Origin of the sequence: Methylocystis bryophila, assembly GCF_027925445.1 — a bacterium.
In the GTDB taxonomy this organism is placed as follows: Bacteria; Pseudomonadota; Alphaproteobacteria; order Rhizobiales; family Beijerinckiaceae; genus Methylocystis; species Methylocystis bryophila.
This window is the reverse complement of the sequence record NZ_AP027149.1, coordinates 1793502-1819405: the sequence shown is the minus strand read 5'-3', so window position 1 is coordinate 1819405 and position 25904 is coordinate 1793502. Positions and strand designations below refer to the sequence as shown.

Below are 25904 nucleotides of genomic sequence, written 5' to 3'. Positions count from 1 at the left end.
AGTCCCCTTCTCTGAACATGACGCAGAAAGGGCTCGCGCCGCGCGGCGCGAGCCCCTCCAATCGTGCGTCTCGCGTCGCGTTAGAGCATGTCACGGAAAAGTGCGAAGCGGCTTTCCGGCCAGGACATGCTCTAACCTTTTGATCTGGCGCGATTCCTTATCGCTCGAACGAGTCCGTTCGAGCGGGAAGCGCGCTAGTTATACTGCGGCAGCGTCGAGGGCAGGTTGTTGAAACCGGCCGGCGGAGGATTGTCCGTAGTTTGACCTTGCGGCACGACGGGCGTCACGCCGATCGCCGAGCAGCCCGCCCCGCTAAAAGGCGGCATGCTATTCGCGATCGAGGTCGGGATCAGCGCGAGCGACGCCGGAAGCGGCGGAGAGTTGCCCATGAGACGCGCCAGGTCGAAACCCGAGAGCAAGCTCTGCATTAAGGCCGAGGGTGTGTCGCGCGGTCCGAGATACTTCTGCTGGCCAGAAGTCACCGGCAAACCGCCCGCCGGGACGAACTGATTGAAGGCCGCCGAATTGCCCGCCGCCAGCGCCGACGCCTCGTCGGGAAGCGTTGAGAGCGGCGGCAGGTTGAAGATCGCGTTGATCGTCTCGATGATCGCGTTGTGATCGCCGATTGCGTCGGAAACCGCATGCGCGTGAGCGTAGGGCGAGATCAGGATCAGCGGAATGCGCACGCCACGCGCCTGCGGCAGGCCGTCTGGTCCGTAGGACAGAATCTGCGGCGGCACGTGGTCGTAGAAGCCGTCCGACTCATCGAATGTGATGATGATCGCGCTCTGGCTCCACAGGGTCGGATTGCCGGCGACCGCATTGATCACCCGCGCCGCCATCGCCTCGGAGATGAAGGCGTCCGTGTAACTCGGGTGATTGTCGTCGCCAGATTTCGCTGTGTTGACCGCGGCGATGTTGGGATTGGTGGCCGCAGTCCCCGCCAGCGCGCCAGTCACCGGGAAGTTCGGGTTCTGAATCGTCGGCGAGAAGCCTTGGATGTTGGTGTAGCCGCCGCGGATGTAGATGACGCCGCCTTGCGGGGGCAAGTTGTTGTTAGCGATGTCGTTGAAGAAATCGCCAAGGCCCTTCAGGTTTGAAGAAAGCGACGGATTGTCGGCGATGTAGCCGAAATACTGCGCCCCGTCGTGATGGCTCACGAAACTGGTGTTGGTCGTTTCGCCCGGCGGGTCGGTCGGCTCATGGTCGAAGCCTTCCTGATACCAGCGCCAAGCGACTGGCGCCGTGCCGAGCGAGGCGATGTACGGGATGTCGTTCTGGATGTCGCCGAGATCGATCGAAGCATTGCGATCCGTCGCCATCGCCGCCCGAATTTGCGAGCCCTGGAAGGTGAGCGGCAGGCTCGCGAAGGTCAAGACGTTCGCGATGTTGCTCGTGGCGTAACTTTCGGCCGGCTTTGCGGGGTTTCCAGGGGTGGCGCAGCCCGCGGGCTCACGCGAGGTCGTCGTGCCGTCGAACTCCGACCCATAAAAGGGCTGCGGGTCGCCGGTGACTGGCACGCCCGCAAGCGTGCCCGTCTGGCCCGGGGTCAAGGAGCTGGGGTTCGGGGTCGCGCCTGGCTGCTGGCAGATATTCGCAACGGACGTGTCGGTCGGCCCAGCCGAGCCGCTGGAAGGGTGCTTGACCCACTGCGTTTCGCCCGACTGGCCGGCGATCATGGCGATCGCGTTCGGCGTCGAGGGCGTGTCCTCGGTCGCGAAGATGTTGTCGAAGATCGTAAATCGGCTGGCGTAATACCAGAAGAACGGGATTGTGTTGCAGTCGATGTGCGCCATGACGAGATGGGCGAATTGATTGGCCGCCTTGTTGCTTGTCGAAGTCGGACTCGCGCCGGCCCTTTTGGTATATTCGTCGAGCGAGAACTGATTCATCTGCGGGACGCCGTTGCTGCCCACATCGAGCTTCGTCGCGAGACCGGTGTGGGAATGATCAACGCTGTCGATGATGTTTGCGTTCTGCTGTGACCCGATCAGGAAGGGCTGCACTGTGATCGTCGCGCCCGAGAGCTTGTCAGTGTAGGTCTGCGTGAATCCCGGCGTGTTGGCCGGCGAGCGCGGATTGACGCCGTCCGAATAGAGGCCATTGGCGCCAGGAAAGGTGCCGAATTCGTGGTCGAAAGAGCGGTTCTCGTTAAAGATGACGAAGACATATTTGACTTTGTTGCGCAGCGCCTGAGCATAATAGGCTTGGTAGCGCTGGCTGAAGGCCAAATCGTTCTGGAAACGGGACGCGTAAGGCGCGACGTCCGAGGTCGGGTTCGGCTGCTGGCGCACGAGGGGTTGATTTTGAGGGAAGGTTGCGCCGGGCGGGTTGTTGAAGAAGATTGGCGCCGAACCGTAGCCAAGCATCTGCGCCCCTAGCGGCTGCATGGCGATCATCCACGCCACCGCAGCGGACATGGTTCTGAACAGAGCATGTTTCATGAAAGCCCCTCAAGACAGGTTTCAACCCGACGAGCGCGGGTAAACGCGTCCATTGTCAGCCTCGCGAAGAAATTGTGACGTTTAAGCTGACGACGGGCGCGCCGGTGCAAGTTTTCCGCCTCGAGAAGGCCGTCGGACGCGCCCTTCTCTCTCGGCGATCGACCCCTTGCGACAGGCCCCGCCTTCACGACGCCAAAGGCAGGAGCCCCTTCAGGAAAATGGAGTGAGCTGAAGTCATCGCTCTACGAAGTGTTGGCATGGGAATCTCCGCTTTTCGCAAATTTGCTGCGAGATAGCGAAACTCCCTGGGGAAAAGCGGTTTTCAGAGATCCATCCGAATCAGTTGACGCGTGACTGAATTGGCGCGAGCTTCGAGCCGATCGAAACGTCTGCCCAGACGGAGTTGAGACATAAGGCGAGTTGGGGATAGGGCGGACCCATGCAGGTCCCAGGAGCCTAGGGCGCGAAATTTCACTCAAATATGCGCGAGACGATAATCGCCCGCCACTCCGCCCCTTCAATCCAATGATCGATCCGAAAGCACAGAGTGGATATCGTTGCTCGACACATGGCTGACCAGCGCTACCACAATGCTTTTCTAAGAGTCGCACGCTTTCTCGCGACGGCCCTCATCGCCCTCTCCGCTGCGCCCGCTCTTGCCGCGCCTTGCGGCAATGATTCGTCCGGCTTCGGCGCGTGGCTTGCCGCCTTCAAGGACGAGGCGGCGGCGAACGGCGTTTCGCGCAGCGTCGTCGAGCGCGCGCTTCGCGACGTGCGTTACGATCCCCGCGTCATTGGGCGCGACCGCGGCCAGGGCCATGTCTTCAAGAAGAGTTTTGAGGATTTCTCTGCGCGGCTCGTGACGCCGAAACGCGTCTCGCACGGCAAGGCGCTGATGCGCCGCCACGCCGCGCTGCTCGCGAAGATCGAGCGGCAATATGGCGTTCCCGGCGCGATCATCGTCGCGATCTGGGGGCTGGAGACGGGCTATGGCGCCGACACCGGGCGCTTTCCCATCCTCAGCGCGGTCGCGACGCTCGCCTATGACTGTCGGCGCGCGGAGACGTTTCGCGCCGAGCTTTTGGACGCGCTCAGAATCGTCGAGCGCGGCGACATGCGTCCTGAGGACATGCGTGGCGATTGGGCGGGCGAGATCGGCCAAACGCAGCTCCTGCCCTCGTCCTATCTGCTCTATGCGGTCGACTTCAACGGCGACGGCACGCGCGACCTCATCCGCGACACGGCGGACGCGCTCGCCTCGACCGCGAATTTCCTGCAGTCGAAGGGCTGGAAGCGCGGCGAAGGTTTCCGCGAAGGCGAAGCCAATTTCGCCGTGCTGCTCGAATGGAACAAGGCGCGCGTCTACGCCAAGACGATCGCCCGTCTCGCCCAAGCGATCGAGGGCGAGACGGACTAGCGCGTTTCCCGCTCGAACGGAATCTTTCGAGCGATAAGGAATCGCGCCAAATCAAAAGGGTGGAGCATGTCCTGACCGGAAAACCGCTTCGCACTTTTCCGGGACATGCTCTGCGCGCATGAGCGCCCTACTCGGCCGGCGCCGGCGGCAGCGTCGGCGTCGGATCACTCGGAGGGCGCGCCGACACTTTCTTCGGCGCCCATTCGTGGCGATGACGCAGGTAGATGAAGAATCCCGCCACCACGGCAGCCGCGAGCAGCAGGTAGATCGGCAGAGTTCGCATGAAGCTCTTGTCGACCGAGAAGGGGAAACGCGACACCCAGCGCTCGCCATGATCTCCGATCGCCGTGACGATGCCGACGTAATAGCCAGGCTCGGAGAAGGTGTGCTCGAAGTTGATCGTGCCCGTGGGGTAATAGCGCGGCTCGACATAGGCCACAGTCACCGCCTTGAGGTTTTCCTCCTCATTGGCGGCTCCGCCCACGTCGCGCACGATCCGGATTTCCACCTTCATGTCACGCAATTCTTCCTGAATGTCGTCGAGCGCGACGATCACATGTCCGGTGGCTGGAATATCCTCGCAGAACTCGACTTTTGAAGCGTCCGGCAAATAGCCGGTGAAATTCATCATGTCGGGGCCGATGAACAGGCGGCAGCGGCCTTCGGCCGCCCCCAGACGTCCGTGAGCGGCGGCGGGACCGCAAAACGTCAGAGCGCAGGCTGCGACCATTAGCCCTATGGACAAGAGACGGACAAACAAGGCATTCACCACACTTGTGATTGAAGCGTCCTGTGAGCCCCCCCTGGGGATTCGGTCCTCACTCATAGTCAATCTCCTAAGTCTGCCTGACGACCGAGCGGAACGAAAACTCTGCGGCGCTCGTCGCACTGCTAGGCAGCCGCCGCCTCGACCGTTCCGCGGGCGGCGAGGGGAGCTTCTGAGGAAATGTTACTCTAAAATGTTCGGCCGGCAAGTGGCGGGCGAGCCCAAGCTCGCGCCGGGGCTCTCATGCGCGGGAAAAAGTCGGGCTGAAGCTCAACGGCGCGGCGTCACGTCGCGCTTGCCGCTCTGCCGGCGCTTCCCAACTTCATAAGAAGAGGCGGAAAAAAGGAAAGAAGCAGCAATGAGCCACATCGTAGTGCACAACGGCGCGTGGGTGGTGGTCGGCGACGGCCGGCGTGCGATATTCCTGGCCAATCACGGCGACCCCGATCTTCTCGATCTGCGCGTGCTCCAGGCGGTGGTCGAGGAGATTCCGGCCGCCCGCGACCTCGGCTCCGACGCGCCGGGACGGCTCTTTTCCTCGCGGGGCGGCGTCCGCAGCGCGATCGAGCCCACCGACTGGCATGAGCTCGAGAAGGAGAACTTCGCCCGTCACATCGCGCAGCGCATCAACACCGCGGCGGAGAGCGGCGAGATGAAGGAGATCATCATCATCGCGCCCCCGCGGGTGCTGGGCGAGATCCGCAAGGAACTCTCCGACAAGGCTCACAGCAAGGTCAAAGGCGAGCTCGACCGCGACCTGACGCGTCACCCCTTGCCGGAGATCGAGAAGGCCCTGTCGCGCGAGTTCACGCGCATGTAGAGCCCGCGGATTCGGTCTCTACGCAGGACGCACGGCGGCGTCGGGCGCGAGCGCTCGCGTCGCCTCGTCCACGCTATGGAAGATATGGCCCTCCCCAAGAGTAGCGGACACGCCGAAGCGCTTGAGCGCCGCCTGAGCCCGCACCGATTCAAGCCGAGCGATGGCGAAGTCGACGCCTCGCGTGCGGCAGCGGCGGATCGTCTCGTCAAGGATGCGCGCCGCCGTGTAGTCGATCTCGACGTTGCTGCTCACCTCTAAGATGACGAGCCGCACAGGAGCGGCGTGATCGCGTGCGATCGCCTCCTCCAAGTCGCTACGAAAGCCATAGGCGTTGAGGAAGGACAACGGCGCCTGAAAGGCGACGACGATGACGCCTTCGAGCTTTTCTCCCGCTAGAGCATGTCCCGGAAAAGTGCGAAGCGGTTTTCCGGTCAGGACATGCTCCACCCTTTTGATTTGGCGCGATTCCTTATCGCTCGAACGATTCCGTTCGAGCGGGAAGCGCGCTAGAGCGCGATGCGAAAAAGCGGAGACCGGTTTCTCGCACAAATCGCTCTCTAAACTTTCGGAATCGATCGCGTTTTCTGCGTTCAGGAGATTCGGCCTGAACGCCGCGCTCTGCGGCCACCAGATCGAGGCGCCGGGAAGCCGCTCATATTCTATCAGTCGCGTGCGGGTCGTGGTGAAGACGCCATGGGCGAGCGAGAGCAAGATCGCCAGCGCCACGCCCGTTTGAACCGGCAGGATCGTCACGAGCAGCGCCGTCGCGACAACCAACAGGAGCTCGGCGCGCGTCTTTGCGGAGATCGCACGAATCTCTCGCAGGCGAATGAGGCGGCCGGCCACGAAGAACATCACGCCGGCAAGCGCGGCCTCCGGCGCCTTCTCCAAAAGCGGCGAACCATAGATGATGGTCGCCAGCACAGCCAAGCAGGCGACGATCGCGGCCCCTTGGCTTCGAGCGCCCGTCTCGAAGACGATCGCCGTGCGCGGCGGACTTGCATTGACGGGAAAAGCGCCGACCAATGCGGCAAGCAAGCTTCCCGCGCCGAGCCCCAGAAAATCGCGGTCCACGTCCGGCGATTGGCCGGGCGCGTTCGGAAAGGATCGCGACACGGCCGCGGTCTGCACCATCACGACGACGGCGACGACGACGGCGAGACCGAAGACGCGGGGCAGATCGTCCCAAATCTTCGGATCCATCGCGAGGCGCGGCAAGACGACCTTGAACCCTCCGACCACCGCGACGCCTTTTTCGACGAGATCGAAGCGGTCGACGGCGAAGGTGGCAGCCGCGAGCGAGATCAAGGCTCCCGGGATGCGCGGGTTGATCCATTCGCAAAGAGAGATGCAGAGAAGCGTGGCGAAGCCGATCGCAAGCGCATAGGGGTTCGCCGCGCCGATCCTTCTCCAGACTGCCGCGAGGCTTTCAAGCGCGCCGCCCGGTTCGGAGGGCAAGCCCAGAAGCGCAGGCGCCTGCGAATTGGCGATGTGGATCGCGATGCCGGCGAGAAAACCCGTCATCACCGGAATCGAGAGCAGATCGGCCACCCAGCCCGCGCGAAACAGTCCTGCGAGCGTCAAAAGCAGACCGACGGAGAGCGCCAGCAGAACCGCCAGCTGTGGGTAGGCGTCCGAATTCCAGGAGACGAGGGCGCCGAGCGCTCCCGCGAAGATCGGCGTGATCGTCGAATCGGCGCCCGACGAGAGATAGCGGTTCGAGCCGAGAACGGCGAAGGCGACGGAGCCCGCGATAAAGGCGAAAAATCCGATATGCGCAGGAAAACCCCCGAGCCGCGCCGTCGCCATCTGTTCGGGGACGGCGATCGCGGCGAGCGTCAGACCCGCGACGAGGTCATAGCGCCACGCGCCTTTTCCCCTCCCCCGAAAGGACCGAAACAGTCGCCATTGGGATTGAGGTTCCTCGGCCATTGCCCTTCGACGAATCCCATCCGAGATTTCAGTTCGCGTTCGCCTTCTGCTCGAGCTTGAAGAGGGCAGGATCCGGCGTCGTCGCCTGGTCGAGGTTGAACAGCGTCAACAGCGTCTGATAGCCTTGGGGATCCGTCACCTGCCACTGCTTGAGCTTGAACGTCTTGGGATCGAAGAGCAGCTTGAGCTGCGACGTTCCGCCCAATGTCGCGCTGTCCTCAATCTCGACCGTGACGCCCGAATCCTCGATCAAGACATCGACGAGCTTCACGTCCTTCTCGAGGTCGAACTTCTCCTTCATGAAGAACTTCAGCGGCGTCTGCTCGATGAAATAGGCCTGCTCGGATTTGAGCTTGCGGTCGCGCACGACAACGCGCAAGCCGTCCGAGACGACCTCCATCGTCGCAGGATCGGCATATTCGAAGCGCACGCGCCCGGCGCGTTGCACGTAAAGCTTGCCCTCGGAGCGCTTGCCGTCCGCGCCGAGCTGCACGAAGTCGGCCGTCAGCACGGGCGAGGCGTTGAAGAAGGCGTTGGCGCGCTTGATGGCCTCCGCTCGATCGAGCTTGGCGACGGGCGCGGCCGGCGCTGCGGGCTTCGCGGGACCTTTCGCCTGCGTCGGCGGCTTCGCCGGCGCGGCTGTCGCAGGCTGCTGCGCTGAGGGCGCCGGCTGCGCAGGCGGGGCGGCAGGGGGAGGCGGCGCCGCCGTCGAGACTGCGGGCGGAATTGGCGGCTTGGCGCCCGAGGGACTCTGCGTCTGCGCCTGGCAGGGCGTAACGACAGTCAGTCCCAGGGTTAGCGTGATCGCTAGGAATTTACGATGCTTCAAGAGAGGCGTTCCAAGAGGGCCGATCCGTCGGCCATTATCGTACGTGTGCGGCGGGAACCATATCCTCGTTCCCAATTGCGCCCGTTCCGGGGCGCGCCGGTTTTTCGCATGTTCGCGCTGTCGGGATTACGAGAGTAAGCCAGGAGATAACAGCCAGAGTCCGAAGTCCAGCTCCATTCGCGAGCAATCTCGTTATAAATCCGCTAAAAGGGGTCGCGAACTAGCGAGCGCGCGGGCGGACATCGCCGCAGCTCGAGGGACAGGGCGTCGTCGACGCGAGGCGCCTATCGCTGTTCTGGCTGCCGGGGGGCAACACGATAGCGGAGTAGCAAATCCCAATGCCCACTTTAGAGATCACAACGATGGTCGGGTGCCCCTTGATGTGCACCTTCTGTCCGCAGCCGGCGCTAAAGAAAAAGTATGAAGCAGAGAACGCGCCACGCGACAGAGACTCAAAGTATATGGGTCTTGAGACTTTTGAGCGGATCTTATCGAAGACGCCCAAGCATGTGCGCATTGATTTTTCCGGCATGGCCGAGCCATGGGCTAATCCAGACTGCACGGAAATGCTACGAAAAACGCTGGCAAGCGGCTATAAAGTCGCCGTGTTCAGCACGCTTTACGGCATGAGCGAGCCGGACGCCGACCAAGTGATTGAATTGCTGCGAATCCATAGCCAGCAGATTGTAGCTGTCTGCCTACACCTGCCAGATGCGAACGGGAACATGCCAGGCTGGAAATACTCCAGAACTTGGGAGAATGTTTTTCTAAAATTTAGAAGACTCAAGCAAGAAAATATTCTTGATGCATTCAGCATAATGACAATGGATGGGTCGGGAGCCACACACAAAGATTTATCTCATCTAAACTTAGAAATACCCCCATGGCATGGGCACACAAGAGCCGGCAGCCTCGATGAAAAAAATGTGGAAACTCAAAATATTTATACACAAACACCACACAACACGACGGCGGTCAGCTGTGCTGATACCCCATTTTATGATCAAAACGTGGTGTTGCCGAACGGAGATGTTCTTCTATGCTGCATGGATTACAGCATGAAACATGTTATTGGTAATCTTTTGCAACAGAACTATTATGATCTGTTTACTGGATCGGAAATGAACCAGCTCCGCCAAACAAATATGTCGCCGGGCTTTTCAAGCTGCAGCATTTGCAAATCTTGTAATCGAACTCTCAATTACGATCTCAGTCCTTCCTCAATGTGGACCGCAAGTGGGGATCCGCTCGCCCTCAGAGACGCAACGATCGCCGAATATCGTTATCATCTCGACCGCATCAACGCCTCGCCTTGGTGGCGCTTCGGCAAGGCGGTGACCAATTTCGTGCGCGGCAGACGCGCCGGGAACTAGTGGCAGAAACCCAGCGTGCTTTGGCTCCGCGCCAAGGAGCGGGGGGAAAGGATGCGGGTCGACCGCTTTTGACCCGAGACGGCCGTTCGTCCGCTTCGATCGCGTTGGCCAGACGCGTTGGCCAGAATAGATGGACACAGGACCTTCAAGCCGGGGTGGGAGAACGCTGAACCTCGTAGAATTGGCAAAGTTCGTGACGCCCCCGGGCGGGGGCGTAGACCATCCCCTCTCCAGCTGGCTTCATTCCACAACCCTTCATGACCGCAATCGAAGCAGCATTTTCCGGTTGCGCCGCGGCTTCGATCGCGTCGAGGTCGAGCAGGTCGAAACCCGCCGCCAATGCTATCGGCATAAGCTCTCTCATGTAGCCCTTGCAGTGGTGCTTCTCGCCAACCCAATAGCCAAGAGAGCCGCGCCGAGGATTCTCTTCACTCCGGTAGATCATCACCCACCCGATGAGGTCGCCTTTGACTTTGTCGGTCACGGTGAACGGCAGAGCATCGCCCCTGCGAGCCCTATCGCGGGCAGCCTCAATACGCGCAACCGCCATTTCGTGGGTGAAAGGAACAGGCCAATTTGCCAACCATCGGCTGACTTCCGGCGTCATGATCATGGCCGTCGCCGCGGCGTCGTCGGCAACCACGCAGCGCAAAAGGAGGCGGGTCGTCTCTAACGGTTGAAATAGAACGGTTCCCATGTGCCCTGACGATATTGCGCGTTGGCCTGACAGGCCAGCGCTGATGACCGCTTCCGGTCGAGCCCGGTCGCTCGACCGTCCGCCCGACATGCGAGATCACCAGTCGATCGGGGTTACGCCCTGCGCGGCAAGATACGCATTGGCTTTGGAGAAATGACGGCATCCGAAGAAGCGTTGCGCTGAAAGCGGCGACGGATGGCCCGCCTCGAGCACGAGATGGCGGCTGCGATCAATCCCTGAGCCTTTGCGGCGCGCATAGCTTCCCCACAGCATGAAGACGAGCCCGCGGCGTTTTTCGTTAAGCTCGCGCACGGCGGCGTCGGTGAATTCCTCCCACCCGCGATTCTGATGCGAGCCCGCGGCGCCCTCGCGAACCGTCAGGGTTGCGTTGAGCAGAAGCACGCCCTGAGACGCCCAGCGCGACAAATCGGCGTCACGCGAGACCGGGCGCCCGAGATCGGCCTCGAGCTCTTTGAAGATGTTCCCCAGAGACGGCGGCGTAGCGACGCCTGCGTCGACCGAAAAGCACAGGCCGTTGGCCTGTCCCGCCCCGTGATAAGGGTCCTGACCCAGGATGACGACCTTCACCTTCTCGAAGGGACACGCGTCAAAGGCCCGAAATATTCTGGCGGCGGGAGGGAAGACCCGCTGCCCCGCATATTCCTCGCGCACGAATTCGCGCAGCGCGGAGAAATAGGGCTTGGCGAATTCCGCCTCGAGATGCGGTCGCCAGCTTTCGTCGATGCGCACAGGCTTGCTCATGGGCAAGGCATAACATTTCGAGGGCTTGGGGACACGCGCTCAAGCGAGCGGCGCAGCCCGCGCTGGCGCCCCATTCTGATTTGGCGTAAAGCTTGCGGCGAAGCTAACGATCCAAGCTCCGGGGGAGATGCGGCTTTCCGGCAGGAGAGACATGATGGTCGACGAAGCGGGAAGTTCGCCGAGCCTTGGCGCCTTCCTCAAAGAGGACTGGCCCTATATCGCCATCTTGATTCTGGCCCTGATCGGCGTCGCCTTCGCGAGCCTCGCGCTCGAGCAGATGGCGCTCTACTGGGAACTGCTCATCCCCTTTTTCGCAGCTGTGTGCATTTATGCGCGCATGCGCGACCAGCAGCACAAGGTCGCGCTCACCAAGCTCTTGCGCATTGAGGCGCTGCACTGGGGCGCCGTGCTTGGGGCCATGCGGCTTCTCTCCGTGCAGGACGTCGCCGACATCATGAACGCCAACGCCTCCGCGCTGATGATGATGGTGCTGCTGGCGCTTGGAACCTTCACGGCCGGCGCGCAGATTGGAGCCTGGCGCATCTCGCTCGTCGGCGCGTTGCTGGGCGCGGCCGTGCCCTTCCTGGCCTTGCTCCAGCGAGCAAGCCTGCTCGTGACCTTGGTGAGCGTCGCTCTGCTCGTGGTCGCCGGTTTCTATATCAGCCATCACCGTAAGGCGACGTCGACCGCCGCATAAAGCTTTCGCCGAGCTCGAAGCCGCAGAAAGCAAGTTTGAGCGTCTAGAGCGCGATGCGAAAAAGTGGGAACCGGCTTTTCGCGCCAATCGCGCTCTAAAACTTTAGAATCGATGACGTTATCTGCGTTTGAGCGATTCCGCTCAAACGCATCGTGATCTAGGATCTGCTCGCTCTGCGCCCTTCTTCGCATCCCCCGCTCCTCAGCCTGAGGAGCCCGCGAAGCGGCGTCGCGAAGGGTGGGAGCGCGGGGAGACTGAAACCCTCATCCTTCGAGACGCGCCTTGCGGCGCTCCTCAGGATGAGGGCTAACAGGCTGTTGTAAAGCGCTTTTCCGTGACACGCTCTATTGAGCGTGCGCGCCAGAATCGAGACCCACCCAGCCTTTGACCGTGCCGGTGATCGAGCCGACCGCCTGGCCTGCCCGCGCCAAGACGCCGGGTTCGGGGTTCGCCGCAACCGGCGGGGGCGGCGGCGGAGCGGCCAGGGACTGCGGCTGGGGTGGCGGGACCTGGGGCGGCGGCGCATCGGGCGCCGGATGCGGTTTTGCGACCTTGGCGGATTTCGCCTTCGCGTGGTGCTTCGCGCTGTCGGATTTATCCTCCGATTTGTCGACTGCGGGCTTCTTCGGCTTCTTCGCCGACTTTTCGGCCTTGGCGCCCGGCGCCGCAGACGTCGGCGGAGTCGCCGCTGCGGGGGGCTCGGCAAGGACCGCGGCCTTTGCGGCCGGTGGCGGCGGGCCGGCTGCGGCAGGAGGCGTCGCGACCGCTTCCGCGGGCTGGATCGCTTGCGTCGCCGTCGCCTCAGTGGCCCTCACAGGGGACTGGAGCTCGGGCGCGGCCGGGGCGGCCTCGTCAGCCGAAACGGCTGCGGTTTTCTCCGAAGCAGCCGACGCCGTCGACCCCTCGTCCGCGCGCTCTTCAGGCGCAGGGGCCGCGGCCGATTCTTCCGGCGGCGGAGCGAGTCTGGGCGGCGCCGAAGGAGAGCGGAGCGCAGCCAGGACTTTTCCGCCTGCGAGATAGCCGCCGCCTCCGACAAGCGAGCCGATGACGATCAGGATCGCCGCCGCCGCATAGATCCAGCGATGGGGGCGCGAAGGCGCGCTCGCTGAGGCGGGCGCAGAAGCTCGAGGAGCCTGGCGCGAATCCGAGTTGGCCTTCGTCGATCGCGAAGGCAGGGACTGCGGCTCACCGCCGCGCCGCGCCGCATCCGCCACGCTGGGCGCGCTTGCTCTCTCGGAGGGCGAGGCGCGGAAGTTCCTCTCGGCGACGATATCGACCTTAGCGGATCGCGACGGCGCGGCGTGGTCGCGCGGGAAATCCGCCAACAACGCCACGGCGTCGCGCGCGGCCGGTTGAGACGCGCGCTCCTTGAGGGCCGCAACATCGCGACCCCCGTCGAGCGTCGCCGATTGGTCTTCGACGACGAGCGCTTCATTTGAAGCCGCTGCGGGCTTGGACGCGCTCCTGGACTTCGCCGCGGCTGCAATCGCCGCAAGGTCGATATCCAGACTGTCGTTCGGCGAGGCCGCCGGCCGACGGGGAGGCTTGTGCTCTCGCACACGCTTCTCGAGCTCCGCCAGGCCCGCCATCAACTCCTGCTTGTCAAAAGGCGCCTTCATTCGGCTGTCCTCTTCTCGTTGTAGGCTCGGGCGAACCCCGAACACGCCTTACGCGAACTCCACTCGACCCGCAAAGTCGGGCGCGGCCTAGGAGACGCTCCGCCCAAAAAATGCGGGAAGGGCGCGGTAGAGAAAAGTTTACAAATGTGGCTGTTCTATGCCTGAGCTGAAGCGCGGCCTTCCGGTCGGGACGGCATGGCGCGGCGAGGTTTCGCTTTTTGATACGCACCGGCACGGTCGAGCCTGGAACCATGCCGCGAATAACGCGTTGATTTGGGCGCGGCCCGAAACGCGAATTGAAACGCTTCGGACGCATCAGAAGGAGGGAAGAATGGATCGACGCGGGTTCCTGACTGCGACTCTCTTATCCCTGGCGGTTCTCGCGGCGAGCGCCGCGGACGCAGCGCCACTCGTCGCGCCCCGCGACGTGATCGCGCCCAGCGGACAAACGGAGGACGTATGGTGGCGTCGCTGGCGTTGGCGTCGCCGCCGCTGGTGGGGTTGGCGTCGCCGGTATTATTACCGCCCCTGGCGTTGGCGTCGGTGGCGCTACTGGTGGTGAGGAAGCCGCCAAAGGAGGCCGCGCGCCCGAATTGCGCGGCGGCTGATTGGATTTCCGCCCCGCTAGGCTGCGGGGCGGGAGCCCTTTTTTAAGGGAAGAGGATCGGAGGCGCGCCCGCAGGGTTGTCAGCAAGGCGCGGAAGGGATACGACCGCCGCGGCGGACGAAGCAGGAGCGCCAATAAGCCGTATCCGGCTCTTGAGCACAATGCGCCGTCGCCGGCTCCTTTCTGCTTCGAAGACGCGCCACGAGATTCTCTAGCCGGGTCCACGCCCATGAACCGTCGTCGCCGCATCTACGAAGGTAAGGCCAAGGTGCTCTATGAAGGGCCCGAGCCTGGAACGCTGATCCAACATTTCAAGGACGACGCCACCGCCTTCAACGCCAAGAAGCATGAGGTGGTCGACGGCAAGGGCGTTCTGAACAACCGCATCTCCGAGCACATCTTCCAAAACTTGAACTCGATCGGCGTGCCGACGCATTTCATACGTCGGCTCAACATGCGCGAGCAACTGATCCGAGAAGTCGAGATCATTCCGCTCGAGGTCGTCGTGCGCAACGTCGCCGCCGGCTCGCTCGCCCAACGGCTCGGCATGGAGGAAGGAACGCAGCTTCCTCGCTCCATCATCGAGTTCTACTATAAGAACGACCAGCTCAACGATCCGATGGTCTCGGAAGAACACATCACCGCCTTTGGCTGGGCGAGCCCGCAGGAGATCGACGACATCATGGCGTTGGCCATTCGGGTCAATGATTTCCTGTCCGGCCTTTTCCTCGGGGTCGGCATTCGTCTCGTGGATTTCAAAATGGAGTGCGGGCGCTTGTGGGAGGGCGACATGGTTCGAATCGTCGTCGCCGACGAGATCTCTCCCGACTCCTGCAGGCTTTGGGACATCAAGTCGAACGATAAGCTCGACAAGGATCGCTTCCGCCGCGACATGGGCGGTTTGGTCGAAGCCTATACAGAGGTCGCTCGGCGCCTCGGCATTCTCCAAGAGACAGAGCGTTCGGGCTCGGCGCCGAAGCTCGTGGAGTGAAGAGATCCGGGCTTGCCTTCATTGCGCCGCGATGGCTCTTTATGGAAGCCCGCTTCAACTTCAGGAGAGACGAAGATGTGCTTCCCCTGGCGCGGACTTTCGCGCATGATTCTGATTGTGGCGTCCCTGTCGCTGGTCGGGGGATGGGCCGGGCGCGCGACGGCGCAGGAAAGCCTGGATCCTGCCATGCTCGACACCAAGGGCGCGAAGCCGGAAGGCAAAACCAAGCCCAAGAGCAAGAAGAGCGCTCAGCAAAAGCCGCAGCAGTCTGCCGGATCTGAGGCCAAATCCGGAAAGCCTGGAGGCGATCGGCAATTCGGTGAGCTCGAGGGCTGGTCGCCGGGCAAGAGCCCCAAGAGCGGAGCGAAAGCTGGCGAGGAGGAGCCGAGCTCCGGGAGCAAGAACCCGCTCTCCATGAGCCCTTCCGGCAAGCCAGCGGTCGGACTGACCTTCTAAAGCTTTTCCAAATCACCGCGGCGGCGCGAAGTCGAGCGGGACGGAGTCAAGGATGAAGTTCAAGGTCGCCATCGCCGGCGCCACGGGAAATGTGGGCCGCGAAATGCTCGACGTGCTCGCAGAGCGCCGGTTTCCCGTCTCGGAGGTTGTCGCGCTGGCTTCGCCGCGTTCGGTCGGACGCGAAGTCTCGTTCGGCGACAAGGTTCTGAAGTGCCGCAATCTTGAAAACTACGACTTCGCGGACACGGACATTTGCCTGATGTCGGCCGGCGGCGACGTCTCGCGCGCCTTCTCGCCCAAGATCGGCGCGAAGGGCTGCGTCGTCATCGACAATTCGAGCGCCTTCCGGATGGATCCCGACGTGCCGCTCATCGTGCCCGAGGTCAACGCCGAGGCCGTGGCGGGCTTCGTGAACAAATATATCGTCGCCAATCCCAACTGCTCCACGGCGCAGCTTGTCGTGGCGCTAAAGCCGCTGCACGACAAGGCGAAAATCTTGCGCGTCGTCGTGTCGACCTATCAGTCCGTCTCGGGAGCGGGCAAGGAGGCGATGGACGAGCTCTTCGCGCAGACCCGCGCGATCTACGTCTCCGATCCGATCGAAGCGAAGAAATTCCCCAAGCGCATCGCGTTCAACGTCATTCCGCAGATCGACGTCTTCATGGAGGATGGCTTCACGAAGGAAGAGTGGAAGATGACGGCGGAGACCAAGAAGATTCTCGATCCCAAGATCAAGCTCGTCGCGACCTGCGTGCGCGTGCCGGTGTTCATCGGGCATTCGGAGTCGGTCAACATCGAGTTCGAGCATCCGATCTCGCCCGAGGAGGCGCGCGACATTCTGCGCGAGGCCCCCGGCGTGCTGGTGATCGATAAGCACGAGCCCGGCGGATACATCACGCCGCATGAGGCGGCCGGCGAGGACGCGACCTATGTCTCGCGCATTCGCTGCGACCCGTCGGTGGAGAACGGGCTGGCGCTCTGGGTCGTCGCCGATAATCTGCGCAAGGGCGCGGCCCTGAACGCCGTGCAGATCGCCGAAACATTGATCAATCGCAAACTTTTGGCGCCGAAGATGCGCGCCGCCTGAGGCGCGTTCGAGTTCACGGGGGCTGAGCGCAGGAGAGCGCAAATGTCCGATGAGACCCCAAAGACGCCGCCGATAATCCTGTACCGCCTGCAAGGCGAACTCGCTCGGCTCGGACCGCTCGAAGAAGCGCAGGTGCGAGACCTCATCGCGAGAGGGCAAGCCTCGAGCGCCACGCTCGCGACGATCGGCGACGATGCGACCGCGACTCCGCTCGGCGAAATCTCCGCCTTCGCTGGCAGCTTCGCTACAAAACTGGCGCGGCGCCCCAACGCGCTACAAGCACAGCTTCCGGCCTTGTCGGCTCGAACGGGCTCTGCTCTGATCATTCGCGACGCCCGCAGCCCGGCGCGGTTCGGGAGCGCGCCCCCCCGCTGGATCCTCGCGACGGCGGCGGCGATAGCGCTCGTCTTTGGACTGGCGAAGCTCACCGGCCGCTTCGTCGGCGACAGCCTGCCCTCATGCGATTCGCCGGCGGCGGTCGAGGTCGCGCTGACCGCCCTCAAACCGCAGCAAGAAAGTTCTCTGGGCTCCGCGACGCTGCAGGGCGTTCGAGAATTGTCGGCTGGCCAGGGCGCAAGGTCCTGCGCAGCATCCCTCGTCTCGGGGGCCGATCGACCCGCGATCGCGCTCGAATATCGCGTCTTCTTGAAAGATCAGGCTGTGCGCGCCGAGATCACCAAGGCCGACTTCCCCGCGGCCGAGAAGACCCCGGCGCCGACGGCGTCCAAGCCGCCGGCTCCGCAGCGATCCGAGCCGTCGCCCCAGCCCCCGGGCGGGGAATCCAACGCCGAGGCCTGTCGTCTGAAAGGCGAGCCCGATCGGGTCATCGCCGCCTGCTCACGCCTTTTGGCGCGCGACGCCCTGGACGGAGTTTCACGCAGAGACGCATTCAGGAGCCGCGGCGTCGCCTATTACCGGCGCGGCGACTACGATCGAGCGCTCGCCGACCTTGCCGAGTCGATCCGGCTCGCCCCTGCCGTCGCCGGACTCTATGGCGACCAAGCGAATGTTTACTACTTCAAGCGCGATTACTCCCGCGCCGTCGCCGGCTACGACAAGGCCCTTCAGCTCGATCCGAACGACGCTCTAGCTTACAATAACCGCGGCTGCGCTTGGGTCGCATTGGGCTCGCTCGCCGCGGCCGAAGCCGATTTCAGCCGCGCGCGGCAGAAAGGCGTGGCGGACCCTGGCGGCGCCTGCAAAGCGGCGCTCGTCAGCTTGCGATCGGGCCAACGCGCCAACCCTTGAGACTTCCGAACTGCGCGGCTGCGGTTAGAGCATGTCCCGGAAAAGTGCGAAGCGGTTTGCCGGTCAGGACATTCTCCAACATTTTGATTTGGCGCGGTTCCTTATCGCTCGAACGATTCCGTTCGAGCGGGAAGCGCGCTAGAGCGTTTCACGTTTTAACGGAAGCGTATCCGGCGTTGCGCAGATAGTTTGCGCATTCGCCGGGTTCAATGGCGTCGGTGAGACAGCCGATGTGGCGCCAGGCCTCCTCGATCGTTCGCTTCTGGGCCTGCCGCATCCAGTGCTTGATCTTCGCGAAGGCCTGCTCGATCGGGTTGAGGTCGGGCGAATAGGGCGGAAGATACCAAAGCCTTGCGCCGGCCGCCCGGATCATGCGCCGCACGGCTGCAGACTTGTGGCTGCCGAGATTGTCCATGACGACGATGTCGCCTGGTTGGAGGATCGGCAAAAGCTGCTGCTCGACATAGGCGCGGAAGCATTCGCCGTTGATGGGCCCGTCGAAAACGCAGGGCGCGGCGAGGCGGTCATGACGCAGCGCGCCGACGAAGGTCAATGTGCGCCAGTGGCCGTGCGGGGCGAAGCCGCGCAAGCGCTTGCCCTTCGCTCCCCAACCGCGCAGCGGCGCCATGTTGGTCTTGATCCAGGTCTCGTCGATGAAGACGAGGCGCCGGGGATCGAGACGATCCTGCCAGGATCGCCAACGCCGACGCCTGCGAGCGACGTCGGCGCGCGCCTGCTCAAGCGCGAACAGCGTTTTTTTTGAACCTCAGTCCCTCACGACGCAGGAACAGCCAGACGGCGTTGTGGGAAACCTTCACGCCGCGCGCCAAGAGCTCGTCTTTGAGGCCGTGCAAGGTCAGATGCGGCGTCTGCTCGATCCGCTCTACGATGAAGTCCTTGTGCGCCTCGAGCGTCGGCTTGCGATAGCCGCCCATCTTGGCGGGCGCGACGGAACCCGTGGCGCGGCGGCGCTGAGACCACTTCACCACCGAGGAAACCGCGACGCCGAAACGCTGCGCCACCGAACGGCAGCTCTCGCCCGCCGCCGCGGCCGCCACGACACGCTCGCGAAGATCATTGGAAAGGGGTCGCGTCATCCAATGCTGGCCTCCTGCCCAGCCAGCATCTTGAATCACAATCCAAAAGAATTGGGAATCCTCCCGATTCTGAAAAATGTTGAAACGCTCTAGACCGCGTCGCTCGTCACCCCACCCGGCCGCCTCTCGAAAATTGCCAATCCGGTCGGGCGGCCTTGATCAGCATCACTTCGGCGACCGATTGCTTCGTGACGAGTCCGAGAAGGCGGCCATCGGCGGCGACAACGCCGACGGCAGGGGCGTCGACGAGTTGCTCCAGCGCCGCGTCGAGAGTTTGCTCGGGCGTTATCGTCGCGATCTCCTTATGCGCGAAAGGCGCCACCGGCGCATTGGTGTCTCCGTCGCGAACCGCCTCGACAATGTCGTCGCGCGAAAGCAAGCCGATCAGTCCGCCTGAGGCGTTCAAGACGGGGAAGCTCTCCCGCGAGGTGGCGAGCAATATGTCGACCGCCTCGCCAACCGTCGCCCCGCGCGAGATCGAGACGACGCGCGTCTCCATGACATCGACGACCCTCACCTCGTGTGTCGCCTGCTGCACGAAGCTGTTTTGCGCCTCCGCAGCAGCAGCGAAATAGACGAAGAAGGCGATGAAGATCAGGATCGGATTGCCGAAGAGGCCAAGGAAGCCGAGCGCGAAAGCGAAGGCCTGGCCAATCTGCGCGGCGATCATTGTCGCTCTCTGCTTGCCGAGCCACATGGAGAGCGCCGCCCGCAGCACGCGGCCCCCGTCCATCGGAAAAGCGGGAACCATATTGAAGACTGCGAGAAAGACGTTCGTCGCGGCAAGCTTCTCGACGAGGCCGATTGACGGATCGTCGATACGCCGCAAAATTTCGCCGTCCATGGCGCCGGCAATGACCAGCAGGATCGCGGCGATCACGAGATTGACGAGCGGACCCGCAAGCGCGATCAGCAATTCCTGATAGGGTTTCTCCGGCATCTTGTCGAGATCGGCGACGCCGCCGATCGGGAGCAACGTCACCTGCGTCGAGCGCACGCCGTAGCGCCGCGCCGTCAATATGTGCCCGAATTCATGCAGCACCACGCAGGCGAAGATCGCCACGATGAAGACGACGCTTTGTTTGGCGGCCTCGATCCCTGCGCGCTGATAGGCGGAAAAGCCGATCCAAGCGAGAAAAATTAGGAAGGTGATGTGGATGCGCACATAGGTTCCGAAGAACCGCCCAATGGTGACCGACCAGCCCATGATAAAGGCGCTTTCCCTTCTGGAGAGCCATCCGCCTCCCGGATCTAGCGCGCTTGTCCCTCGAACGGAATCGTTCAAGCAAGGAGAAATCGCGTCGGATCGGAAAGAAGGGCGGCGAGATCAGGCCCAGTGGGTAAACGCTTTGCCGGAGTTGACCGCCTCCGCCTCGCGTCTCCAAACGTCGGAAACGTTAAAGCGCGCGATCTCTCTTCCGTGAGCATCGAGGACGATCAGGGCGTCGAAATCAACTGTCTGAGGCGCCTTCGGACTCAGCACCTCCAATTCGAAGAAATGTCGGGCCTGTTCGACGATGGCGCGCTCGCTGTCTGAGTCGCGTTCGTATTCGCGCAATGTTTCGGTCTTCGCCGCGTCGACGGCCTGGTCGACGATCCTGACTTCTCTGATGCGATACGCGCCCATTTTCGGACCCCGTCGCTGCTCTGATAAGGGTTAGATCGGCATGAGCCGGCCAAGCGTCAAGCCGCATCGAAAATCCTCGGCGCTATTCGCCTTCGCGCTTCAATCTCGCCGCCAGCCCCAGCAAGGCCGGCGTGGGCCGCAAGATCAGATAGGTCGGCGTCGAAGCGAGATAGCCGCGAAATCGACCTTTATCCTCGAACCTCTCTCGAAAGGGCGGTCCGATTCTCGCAGGCCCGAGCTTCGGCGCGATGCCGCCCGCAATGTAGACGCCGCCGCGCGCGCCGAGCGTAAGCGCAAGATCGCCGGCGAGCGTGCCGAGCATCGCGCAAAACATCGTGACGGCCTCATGCGCCAGCGGATCCTGCGTAGCGCGGCTCGGATCGGTGATCTCCCGGGCGGTGAGCGAAGGCGCGGATTTTCCGGCAAGCTCGCAGAGCGCGCCGTAAAGATTGACGAGCCCCGGCCCTGAGAGCGCGCGCTCCGCGGAAACATGGCCGAAACGGGCGCGCAGCCGCTCCAACACGGCGCTTTCGCGAGCGTTGGCGGGCGCCAGAGTAACATGGCCGCCCTCCCCTTCTAGCGCGACCTCCCTGCCTTCGATCCCTATCAGCCCGCTGACGCCAAGCCCGCTGCCGGGACCGATGACGCCGATGGGCGCGCCCGCCACCGGCGCGCCAGCGCCGATTTTGGCGACGTCGGCGGCCTCGAGATGCGGAATGGCCAGCGCATTGGCGTTGAAGTCATTGAGGATGATAAGCCGCTCCAGGCCGAGACGCGCGCGGAGCGCTGCGATGGAAAACGACCAGGGATGGTTTGTCATCGAGACGGCGTCGCCAACGATGGGCGCTGCTACGGCGAGCGCTCCGAGGCGCGGGCGCGCGCCGCCCTCCTTGACGAGATAGGCCTCGATCGCCTCGGCGAGCGAAGCGAAGTCAGCGACGGCGCAAGTCTTCGGGACGGTCATGCCCCCATCGGGGCCGAGCAGCGCAAAGCGAGCGTTCGTCGCGCCGACGTCGCCGAGAAGGCCGAGCTTGCCGCTTCGCATCGCCGCCGCTCCCTAGCGCGTTTCCCGCTCGAACGGAATCGTTCGAGCGATAAGGAATCGCGCTAAATCAAAATGTTGGAGCATGTCCTGACCGGAAGACCGCTTCGCACTTTTCCGGGACATGCTCTAGATCAGGCAATCTGCGTCTGAGCGGAACCGCTCAAATGCGCCTCGTCAGCTGGAAACATAGAGCGCTCTCGCGATTTCCTATCGCGCCGAAGAAGGAACAGGCGTGCGAGGTTCGTAGGGCTCGAAATTGAGCGCCAGCACCTTCGCTCGGCGCTCGCGCTTGGTGTGTCCTCCGCCAATATAGAGGACCGCCGTGCGCGCAAGTTCATTCGCGAGAATGTCGAAAACCGCCTCGAGCGCCTCGGACGTCAACGCCTCGAAGGCTTCGTCGATGACGACCCAAGACGGCTCGTGCAGCCGCATGCGCGCGAAGGCGAGCGCCTGCTGCTCAGGATCGCTCAGCTCCTGGTCCCAGCGCGCCCTTCTGTCGAGGTCCGGCGAGAGACGCCCGAGGCCGAGCCGCCTGAGCGCCCGCTCGTAAGCCTCCTGCGGGAATCGCTCCGGCGGGCCCGGATAAGCGAGGGCTTCGCGCAGGCTCCCCACGGCAAAATAGGGACTCTTGGGCATGAACATCACCGCGCCGCCGCTTGGAAGCGAGATTTTCCCCGATCCCCGTGGCCAGAGGCCCGCCAAGGCGCGAAAGAGGCTCGTCTTCCCGGCGCCCGGCGCGCCGACGATCAGCACGCGCTCGCCGGGAGCGAGCTCGACGACGGGCTTGCTCAACGTGATGGTTCCGTAAGGGAACAGAACCTCCAAATTCTCCATGCGGAGGCGATCGTCCGTGGTCGTTTCGATCTCGATGCGGCTCTCGCTCGACGCGGCCCCGTCCGATTCCAGCAGCGCCAGACGGAAGGCTGCGACACGATGCAGCGTCGCGCGCCAGTCGGCGAGAGCGCCTGCATTGTCGATGAACCAGCGCAACGATTGCTGCACCTGAGTGAAGGCGCCGGCGCTCATCAGCAGACCGCCGAGAGTGAGCTTGCCGTCGAAGAAGGCGGGCGCCGCCACGATGATGGGCGCGACGATCGTGAACCAGCCGTATCCCGCCGTCACCCACGTCAAATTCGTCGTTGCGCCTACGAGCCGGCGCAGGATGAAGAGAAGGCGCTCCAAGACGAGATCGAGGCGTTTGCGCTCCGTCGCTTCTCCACGATAAAGCGCGACGTCTTCGCCATGCTCGTTCAAGTGCACGAGAGCGAAGCGGAGATCCGACTCGCGCCCGTAATGTTCCGCGTTGAGGCCGATCAAGGGTCTGCCCACGAGCCAGCCCGCGGTTGACGCGACGCCGGAATAGATAAACGCGCACCAGACCATGTAGCCGGGGATGATTAAGTCGCGCCCGTCGATGGATAGAACGACGCCAGCCGAAAGCCCCCAGAGCACGCCAATGAAGCAGCCGAGCAGCAGAGCCGCCTGAAGCAGCCCGACGCCGAGATCGGTCGTGAGATCCGCGAGATGACGCGCGTCCTCGTGGATGCGCTGGTCAGGGTTGACGCCGATCCGTCCGGCTTGCGACAGCAGGAAAATGCGGCGCGGCGCGAGCCATTCGGCGAAGAGGTCGCGCGTGAAGGCCGCGCGCAACGTCATGCGCAGCATTTGATTGAGCCAGGTCTGCGCGACATTCAGCACGAGCAGCGCGCCCGCGATCTTTCCGAACATGCCGAGCTGCGAGAGGAAGTCCCCCAAATGCCGGCGCGAAAGCGCATCATAAAAGGGCTTGTTCCAGGCGTTGAGCTCAATCTGCCAATAGGCGGTCGCGGCGATCACGCCGATCAGCGACGCGTTGAGCCAAAAGAGGCGAACGCGGCCGCTCGCGGCGCGCAGAACCGAAAACATCATCGACGCTTGCGCGAAGAAGGCGCCAAAGCCTCGTTCAACGTTTTCAGGATCTTGCGTTCTCTTTAGCGCTTCTTCCCTCACCCCGCGCGCTCCCTGTCGTGAACTGTCGAGATCATGCCGCCGAACCGTCCTGCAACGCAATGGGAGCGTAGCGCGGGAAGGGCGCCATCCCGCGTCGGAAAAGCCGCCGCTCGCCCGCGATCCATTTCTCCCGATATTCGTTGTATGCTCTCATGACCGGGCGGAGATGGCCCGTCGACAAATATGGCGGGCTCGCGATGATTTCGATCGATCAGCTCCTGTCCGAAATGACGCTCGAGGAAAAGATCGGACAGCTCAACCTGATCACGGTCGACCAGGCCGTCACGGGTTCGGTCGGCTCTGACGACATGATCGCCAATATTCGCGCAGGCCGGATCGGCGGAGTCTTCAATGTTTGGGGCCGCGAGAAAATCACGCGGCTGCAAAAGCTCGCCGTCGAGGAGACGCGGCTTGGTCTGCCGCTTCTCTTCGGCATGGACGTACTGCACGGCCAACAAACGATATTCCCCGTTCCGCTCGCCGAGGCGAGCGCTTTCGACGCGGATCTCTGGGAGCGCACGGCGCGGGCCGCGGCTTGCGAAGCCGCCGCCGACGGGATCGATCTCACCTTCGCTCCCATGCTCGATGTCGCGCGCGATCCGCGCTGGGGACGAATGGTCGAGAGCCCCGGAGAGGATCCTCGCGTCGGCGCCGCCTTCGCAGCCGCGAAGGTCAGGGGCTTTCAGAGCGCCCGCCTCTCGGCGCGCGACGCAATCGGCGCGACCGCCAAGCATTTCTGCGCTTATGGGGCGGCGCTCGCGGGGCGCGACTACGCCGCCGCGGATGTTTCCGATCGCGCCTTGCATGAAATCTATTTACCGCCCTTTCACGCCGCGCTTCGAGAGGGATGCGTCGCTGTCATGGCCGCCTACCCCAGCGTCGCCGGAATTCCGATGGCCGCCAACCGCGAGCTGCTCAATGGATATTTACGACAAAAGCTCGGATTTGCGGGCGTGATCATGAGCGATTACGGGGCCGTCGCCGAGCTCATCCAGCATGGCGTCGCCGGCGATATCGTCGAAGCCGCAGCGCTCGCTCTTACCGCCGGCGTCGATATGGACATGGTCAGTGGAGCCTATGTGAGCGCGCTGCCGGAGGCGCTCGCGCGGGGATTGGTCGAGGAACGACAGATTGACGAAGCGGCGCGCCGCGTGCTGCGTCTCAAACGCGATCTCGGCCTGCTCGACGATCCTTTCCGCCGCGTCGCGGTTGCGGACGCTCCGTTGGAGCGCTTCAAGGGCCTCGCCCTCGACGCCGCGAGGCGTTCGATAACGCTGCTCACGAACAGCGGCGTCCTGCCGCTTTCCGCGGGCGTCAGACGCATTGCGTTGATCGGCCCGCTCGCGGACGCCGCCGGTGAGATGCAGGGACCCTGGAGCCTGGCGGCGAGCGGCGAAAGCAATGTCTCGATCCGCGAAGGTCTCGCGGCGGCGCTTCCGGACTGCGAAATCGTCTTTTCCCCGGGCGTCGAGATCGAGGGCGAGGACGCAGACGGGATAGAAGAAGCCTGTCGGCGCTGCGCTGGCGCCGACCTCATCCTGCTTTGCCTCGGCGAATCGGGCAGGATGAGCGGCGAGGCGGCGAGCCGCGCGGCGCCGGTTCTCCCGGGGCGTCAAGCTGCGCTCGCCCGGGCCGTTCTGGCGCTAGGTCCGCCGGTCGTCGTGGTCCTCTTCTCGGGCCGGCCGCTCGCCCTGCCCTGGCTTTTCGAAAGCGCCCAGGCTGTGGTTGCGGCCTGGTTCCCCGGCTCCATGGCCGGGACGGCGATCGCCGACATTTTGACGGGACGCTTCAACCCTTCCGCGCGTCTTCCCGTGACCTGGCCGCGGGAGATAGGGCAGATCCCGATTTTCTACGCCGAGCGGCCGAGCGGCCGCCCGGCCGAGCCGGAAAATCTGTTCACCAGCAAATATCTCGACGTCACGAACGAACCCCAGTTCCCTTTCGGTCACGGGCTCTCCTATGGCGCGGTCGAGCTCACCCATCTGCGCGCGAGCGCGGAGACCTTCACGATCGAACGCGAGCTCACGCTCGCCGTCGAGATCGACGCGACCAATCGAGGCGGTCGCGCGATAGAGGCGCCGCTTTTCCTCTTCATCCACGACGTCGTGGCGAGCGTGGCGCGCCCGCTCATCGAGCTCAAGACTTGGCGGAAGGCGCGGCTCGAGGCGGGCGAGACCCAGACGATCGTCTTTTCTCTGTCCTTGGAGGATTTCTCCTTTCCAGGCCCACGCCTTACGCCTTGCTGCGAGCCTGGCGTTTTCGAGATTCTCGTCGGCGAGAGCGCAGACCGCCGCAGGCTGCTTTCGATCTTCGTGCAGGCGAAGCAGCCTGACGCTCCACGCTCGACTTCGGGTTTTTCCGAAGGCGAATGAGGCTTTTCGCGCCCTACCCAAACGCCCCG

22 protein-coding genes are annotated in these 25904 nt (G+C 63.3%); 10 read left to right on the top strand and 12 right to left on the bottom strand.

Going from position 1 to position 25904, the window contains the following annotated elements; translation table 11 throughout:
• Nucleotides 1-194 precede the first annotated feature (194 nt).
• The gene (locus tag QMG80_RS08590) at nt 195-2444 is read right to left on the bottom strand and encodes an alkaline phosphatase family protein (protein ID WP_085772443.1); all 2250 of its coding nucleotides are present in this window, start codon (nt 2442-2444) and stop codon (nt 195-197) included.
• 568 nt (nt 2445-3012) lie between these two features.
• Here QMG80_RS08590 and QMG80_RS08585 point away from each other — a divergent pair.
• Entirely contained in the window at nt 3013-3861 is an 849-nt protein-coding gene (locus QMG80_RS08585) for a lytic murein transglycosylase (RefSeq protein WP_085772442.1), read from the top strand.
• A 127-nt stretch (nt 3862-3988) separates the two neighbouring features.
• Here the strand turns inward: QMG80_RS08585 and QMG80_RS08580 are convergent, their stop codons facing one another.
• Complete coding sequence (locus QMG80_RS08580) at nt 3989-4591, bottom strand: hypothetical protein (RefSeq protein ID WP_245299947.1); 603 nt, start codon at nt 4589-4591, stop codon at nt 3989-3991.
• Between the two features lie 394 nt (nt 4592-4985).
• Here QMG80_RS08580 and QMG80_RS08575 point away from each other — a divergent pair, with 394 nt between their 5' ends.
• Nucleotides 4986-5447, top strand: a complete 462-nt coding sequence (locus tag QMG80_RS08575) for a host attachment protein (RefSeq protein ID WP_085772440.1) — start codon at nt 4986-4988, stop codon at nt 5445-5447.
• Nucleotides 5448-5465: 18 nt separating this feature from the next.
• On the opposite strand, the gene QMG80_RS08570 is transcribed toward QMG80_RS08575, so the two are convergent.
• Entirely contained in the window at nt 5466-7379 is a 1914-nt protein-coding gene (locus QMG80_RS08570) for a SulP family inorganic anion transporter (RefSeq protein ID WP_245299946.1), read from the bottom strand.
• 28 nt (nt 7380-7407) lie between these two features.
• Entirely contained in the window at nt 7408-8208 is an 801-nt protein-coding gene (locus QMG80_RS08565; protein ID WP_245299945.1) for an outer-membrane lipoprotein carrier protein LolA, read from the bottom strand.
• A 338-nt stretch (nt 8209-8546) separates the two neighbouring features.
• Here QMG80_RS08565 and QMG80_RS08560 point away from each other — a divergent pair, with 338 nt between their 5' ends.
• Entirely contained in the window at nt 8547-9581 is a 1035-nt protein-coding gene (locus QMG80_RS08560) for a radical SAM/SPASM domain-containing protein (RefSeq protein WP_085772439.1), read from the top strand.
• 145 nt (nt 9582-9726) lie between these two features.
• Here QMG80_RS08560 and QMG80_RS08555 read toward each other — a convergent pair whose 3' ends face one another.
• Complete coding sequence (locus QMG80_RS08555) at nt 9727-10278, bottom strand: GNAT family N-acetyltransferase (protein ID WP_158658813.1); 552 nt, start codon at nt 10276-10278, stop codon at nt 9727-9729.
• Nucleotides 10279-10374: 96 nt separating this feature from the next.
• Nucleotides 10375-11040 (bottom strand): uracil-DNA glycosylase, encoded by a 666-nt coding sequence (gene ung / locus QMG80_RS08550; RefSeq protein ID WP_085772437.1) that lies wholly within the window; start codon nt 11038-11040, stop codon nt 10375-10377.
• 151 nt (nt 11041-11191) lie between these two features.
• Between ung and QMG80_RS08545 the strand changes: the two genes are divergently transcribed.
• On the top strand, nt 11192-11737 hold the full coding sequence (locus QMG80_RS08545; protein WP_210190830.1) for a hypothetical protein: 546 nt from the start codon (nt 11192-11194) through the stop codon (nt 11735-11737).
• 344 nt (nt 11738-12081) lie between these two features.
• Here the strand turns inward: QMG80_RS08545 and QMG80_RS08540 are convergent, their stop codons facing one another.
• Nucleotides 12082-13356 (bottom strand): hypothetical protein, encoded by a 1275-nt coding sequence (locus tag QMG80_RS08540; RefSeq protein ID WP_085772435.1) that lies wholly within the window; start codon nt 13354-13356, stop codon nt 12082-12084.
• Between the two features lie 331 nt (nt 13357-13687).
• Here QMG80_RS08540 and QMG80_RS08535 point away from each other — a divergent pair, with 331 nt between their 5' ends.
• The 5 genes from QMG80_RS08535 (at nt 13688) to QMG80_RS08515 (ending at nt 17745) form a co-directional block, all read left to right on the top strand.
• Nucleotides 13688-13918, top strand: a complete 231-nt coding sequence (locus tag QMG80_RS08535) for a hypothetical protein (protein ID WP_085773763.1) — start codon at nt 13688-13690, stop codon at nt 13916-13918.
• Nucleotides 13919-14192: 274 nt separating this feature from the next.
• Nucleotides 14193-14954: a phosphoribosylaminoimidazolesuccinocarboxamide synthase gene (gene purC, locus QMG80_RS08530; RefSeq protein ID WP_085772434.1), complete on the top strand. Its 762-nt coding sequence runs from the start codon at nt 14193-14195 to the stop codon at nt 14952-14954.
• Between the two features lie 75 nt (nt 14955-15029).
• Complete coding sequence (locus tag QMG80_RS08525; protein WP_085772433.1) at nt 15030-15410, top strand: hypothetical protein; 381 nt, start codon at nt 15030-15032, stop codon at nt 15408-15410.
• A gap of 52 nt (nt 15411-15462) precedes the next feature.
• On the top strand, nt 15463-16497 hold the full coding sequence (locus tag QMG80_RS08520; RefSeq protein ID WP_085772432.1) for an aspartate-semialdehyde dehydrogenase: 1035 nt from the start codon (nt 15463-15465) through the stop codon (nt 16495-16497).
• Between the two features lie 42 nt (nt 16498-16539).
• Entirely contained in the window at nt 16540-17745 is a 1206-nt protein-coding gene (locus tag QMG80_RS08515) for a tetratricopeptide repeat protein (protein WP_085772431.1), read from the top strand.
• Nucleotides 17746-17893: 148 nt separating this feature from the next.
• Here the strand turns inward: QMG80_RS08515 and QMG80_RS08510 are convergent.
• The 5 genes from QMG80_RS08510 to QMG80_RS08490 form a co-directional block, all read right to left on the bottom strand.
• A protein-coding gene (locus QMG80_RS08510) for an IS630 family transposase (protein WP_102938102.1) occupies nt 17894-18842 on the bottom strand; the annotation gives its coding sequence in 2 pieces (ribosomal slippage) (nt 17894-18505 and nt 18507-18842; 948 coding nt in all).
• A gap of 106 nt (nt 18843-18948) precedes the next feature.
• A complete protein-coding gene (locus tag QMG80_RS08505; protein ID WP_085772430.1) occupies nt 18949-20049 on the bottom strand; it encodes a site-2 protease family protein in 1101 nt (366 codons plus the stop codon).
• 120 nt (nt 20050-20169) lie between these two features.
• Nucleotides 20170-20469, bottom strand: a complete 300-nt coding sequence (locus QMG80_RS08500; protein ID WP_085772429.1) for a hypothetical protein — start codon at nt 20467-20469, stop codon at nt 20170-20172.
• A gap of 82 nt (nt 20470-20551) precedes the next feature.
• The gene (gene glk / locus QMG80_RS08495) at nt 20552-21514 is read right to left on the bottom strand and encodes a glucokinase (RefSeq protein WP_085772428.1); all 963 of its coding nucleotides are present in this window, start codon (nt 21512-21514) and stop codon (nt 20552-20554) included.
• 207 nt (nt 21515-21721) lie between these two features.
• Nucleotides 21722-23503 carry an ABC transporter ATP-binding protein/permease gene (locus tag QMG80_RS08490; protein ID WP_245299943.1) on the bottom strand — a complete coding sequence of 594 codons (1782 nt, stop codon included), beginning with the start codon at nt 23501-23503 and terminating at the stop codon, nt 21722-21724.
• Nucleotides 23504-23700: 197 nt separating this feature from the next.
• Between QMG80_RS08490 and QMG80_RS08485 the strand changes: the two genes are divergently transcribed.
• Entirely contained in the window at nt 23701-25875 is a 2175-nt protein-coding gene (locus tag QMG80_RS08485) for a glycoside hydrolase family 3 N-terminal domain-containing protein (protein WP_085773761.1), read from the top strand.
• Nucleotides 25876-25904 lie beyond the last annotated feature (29 nt).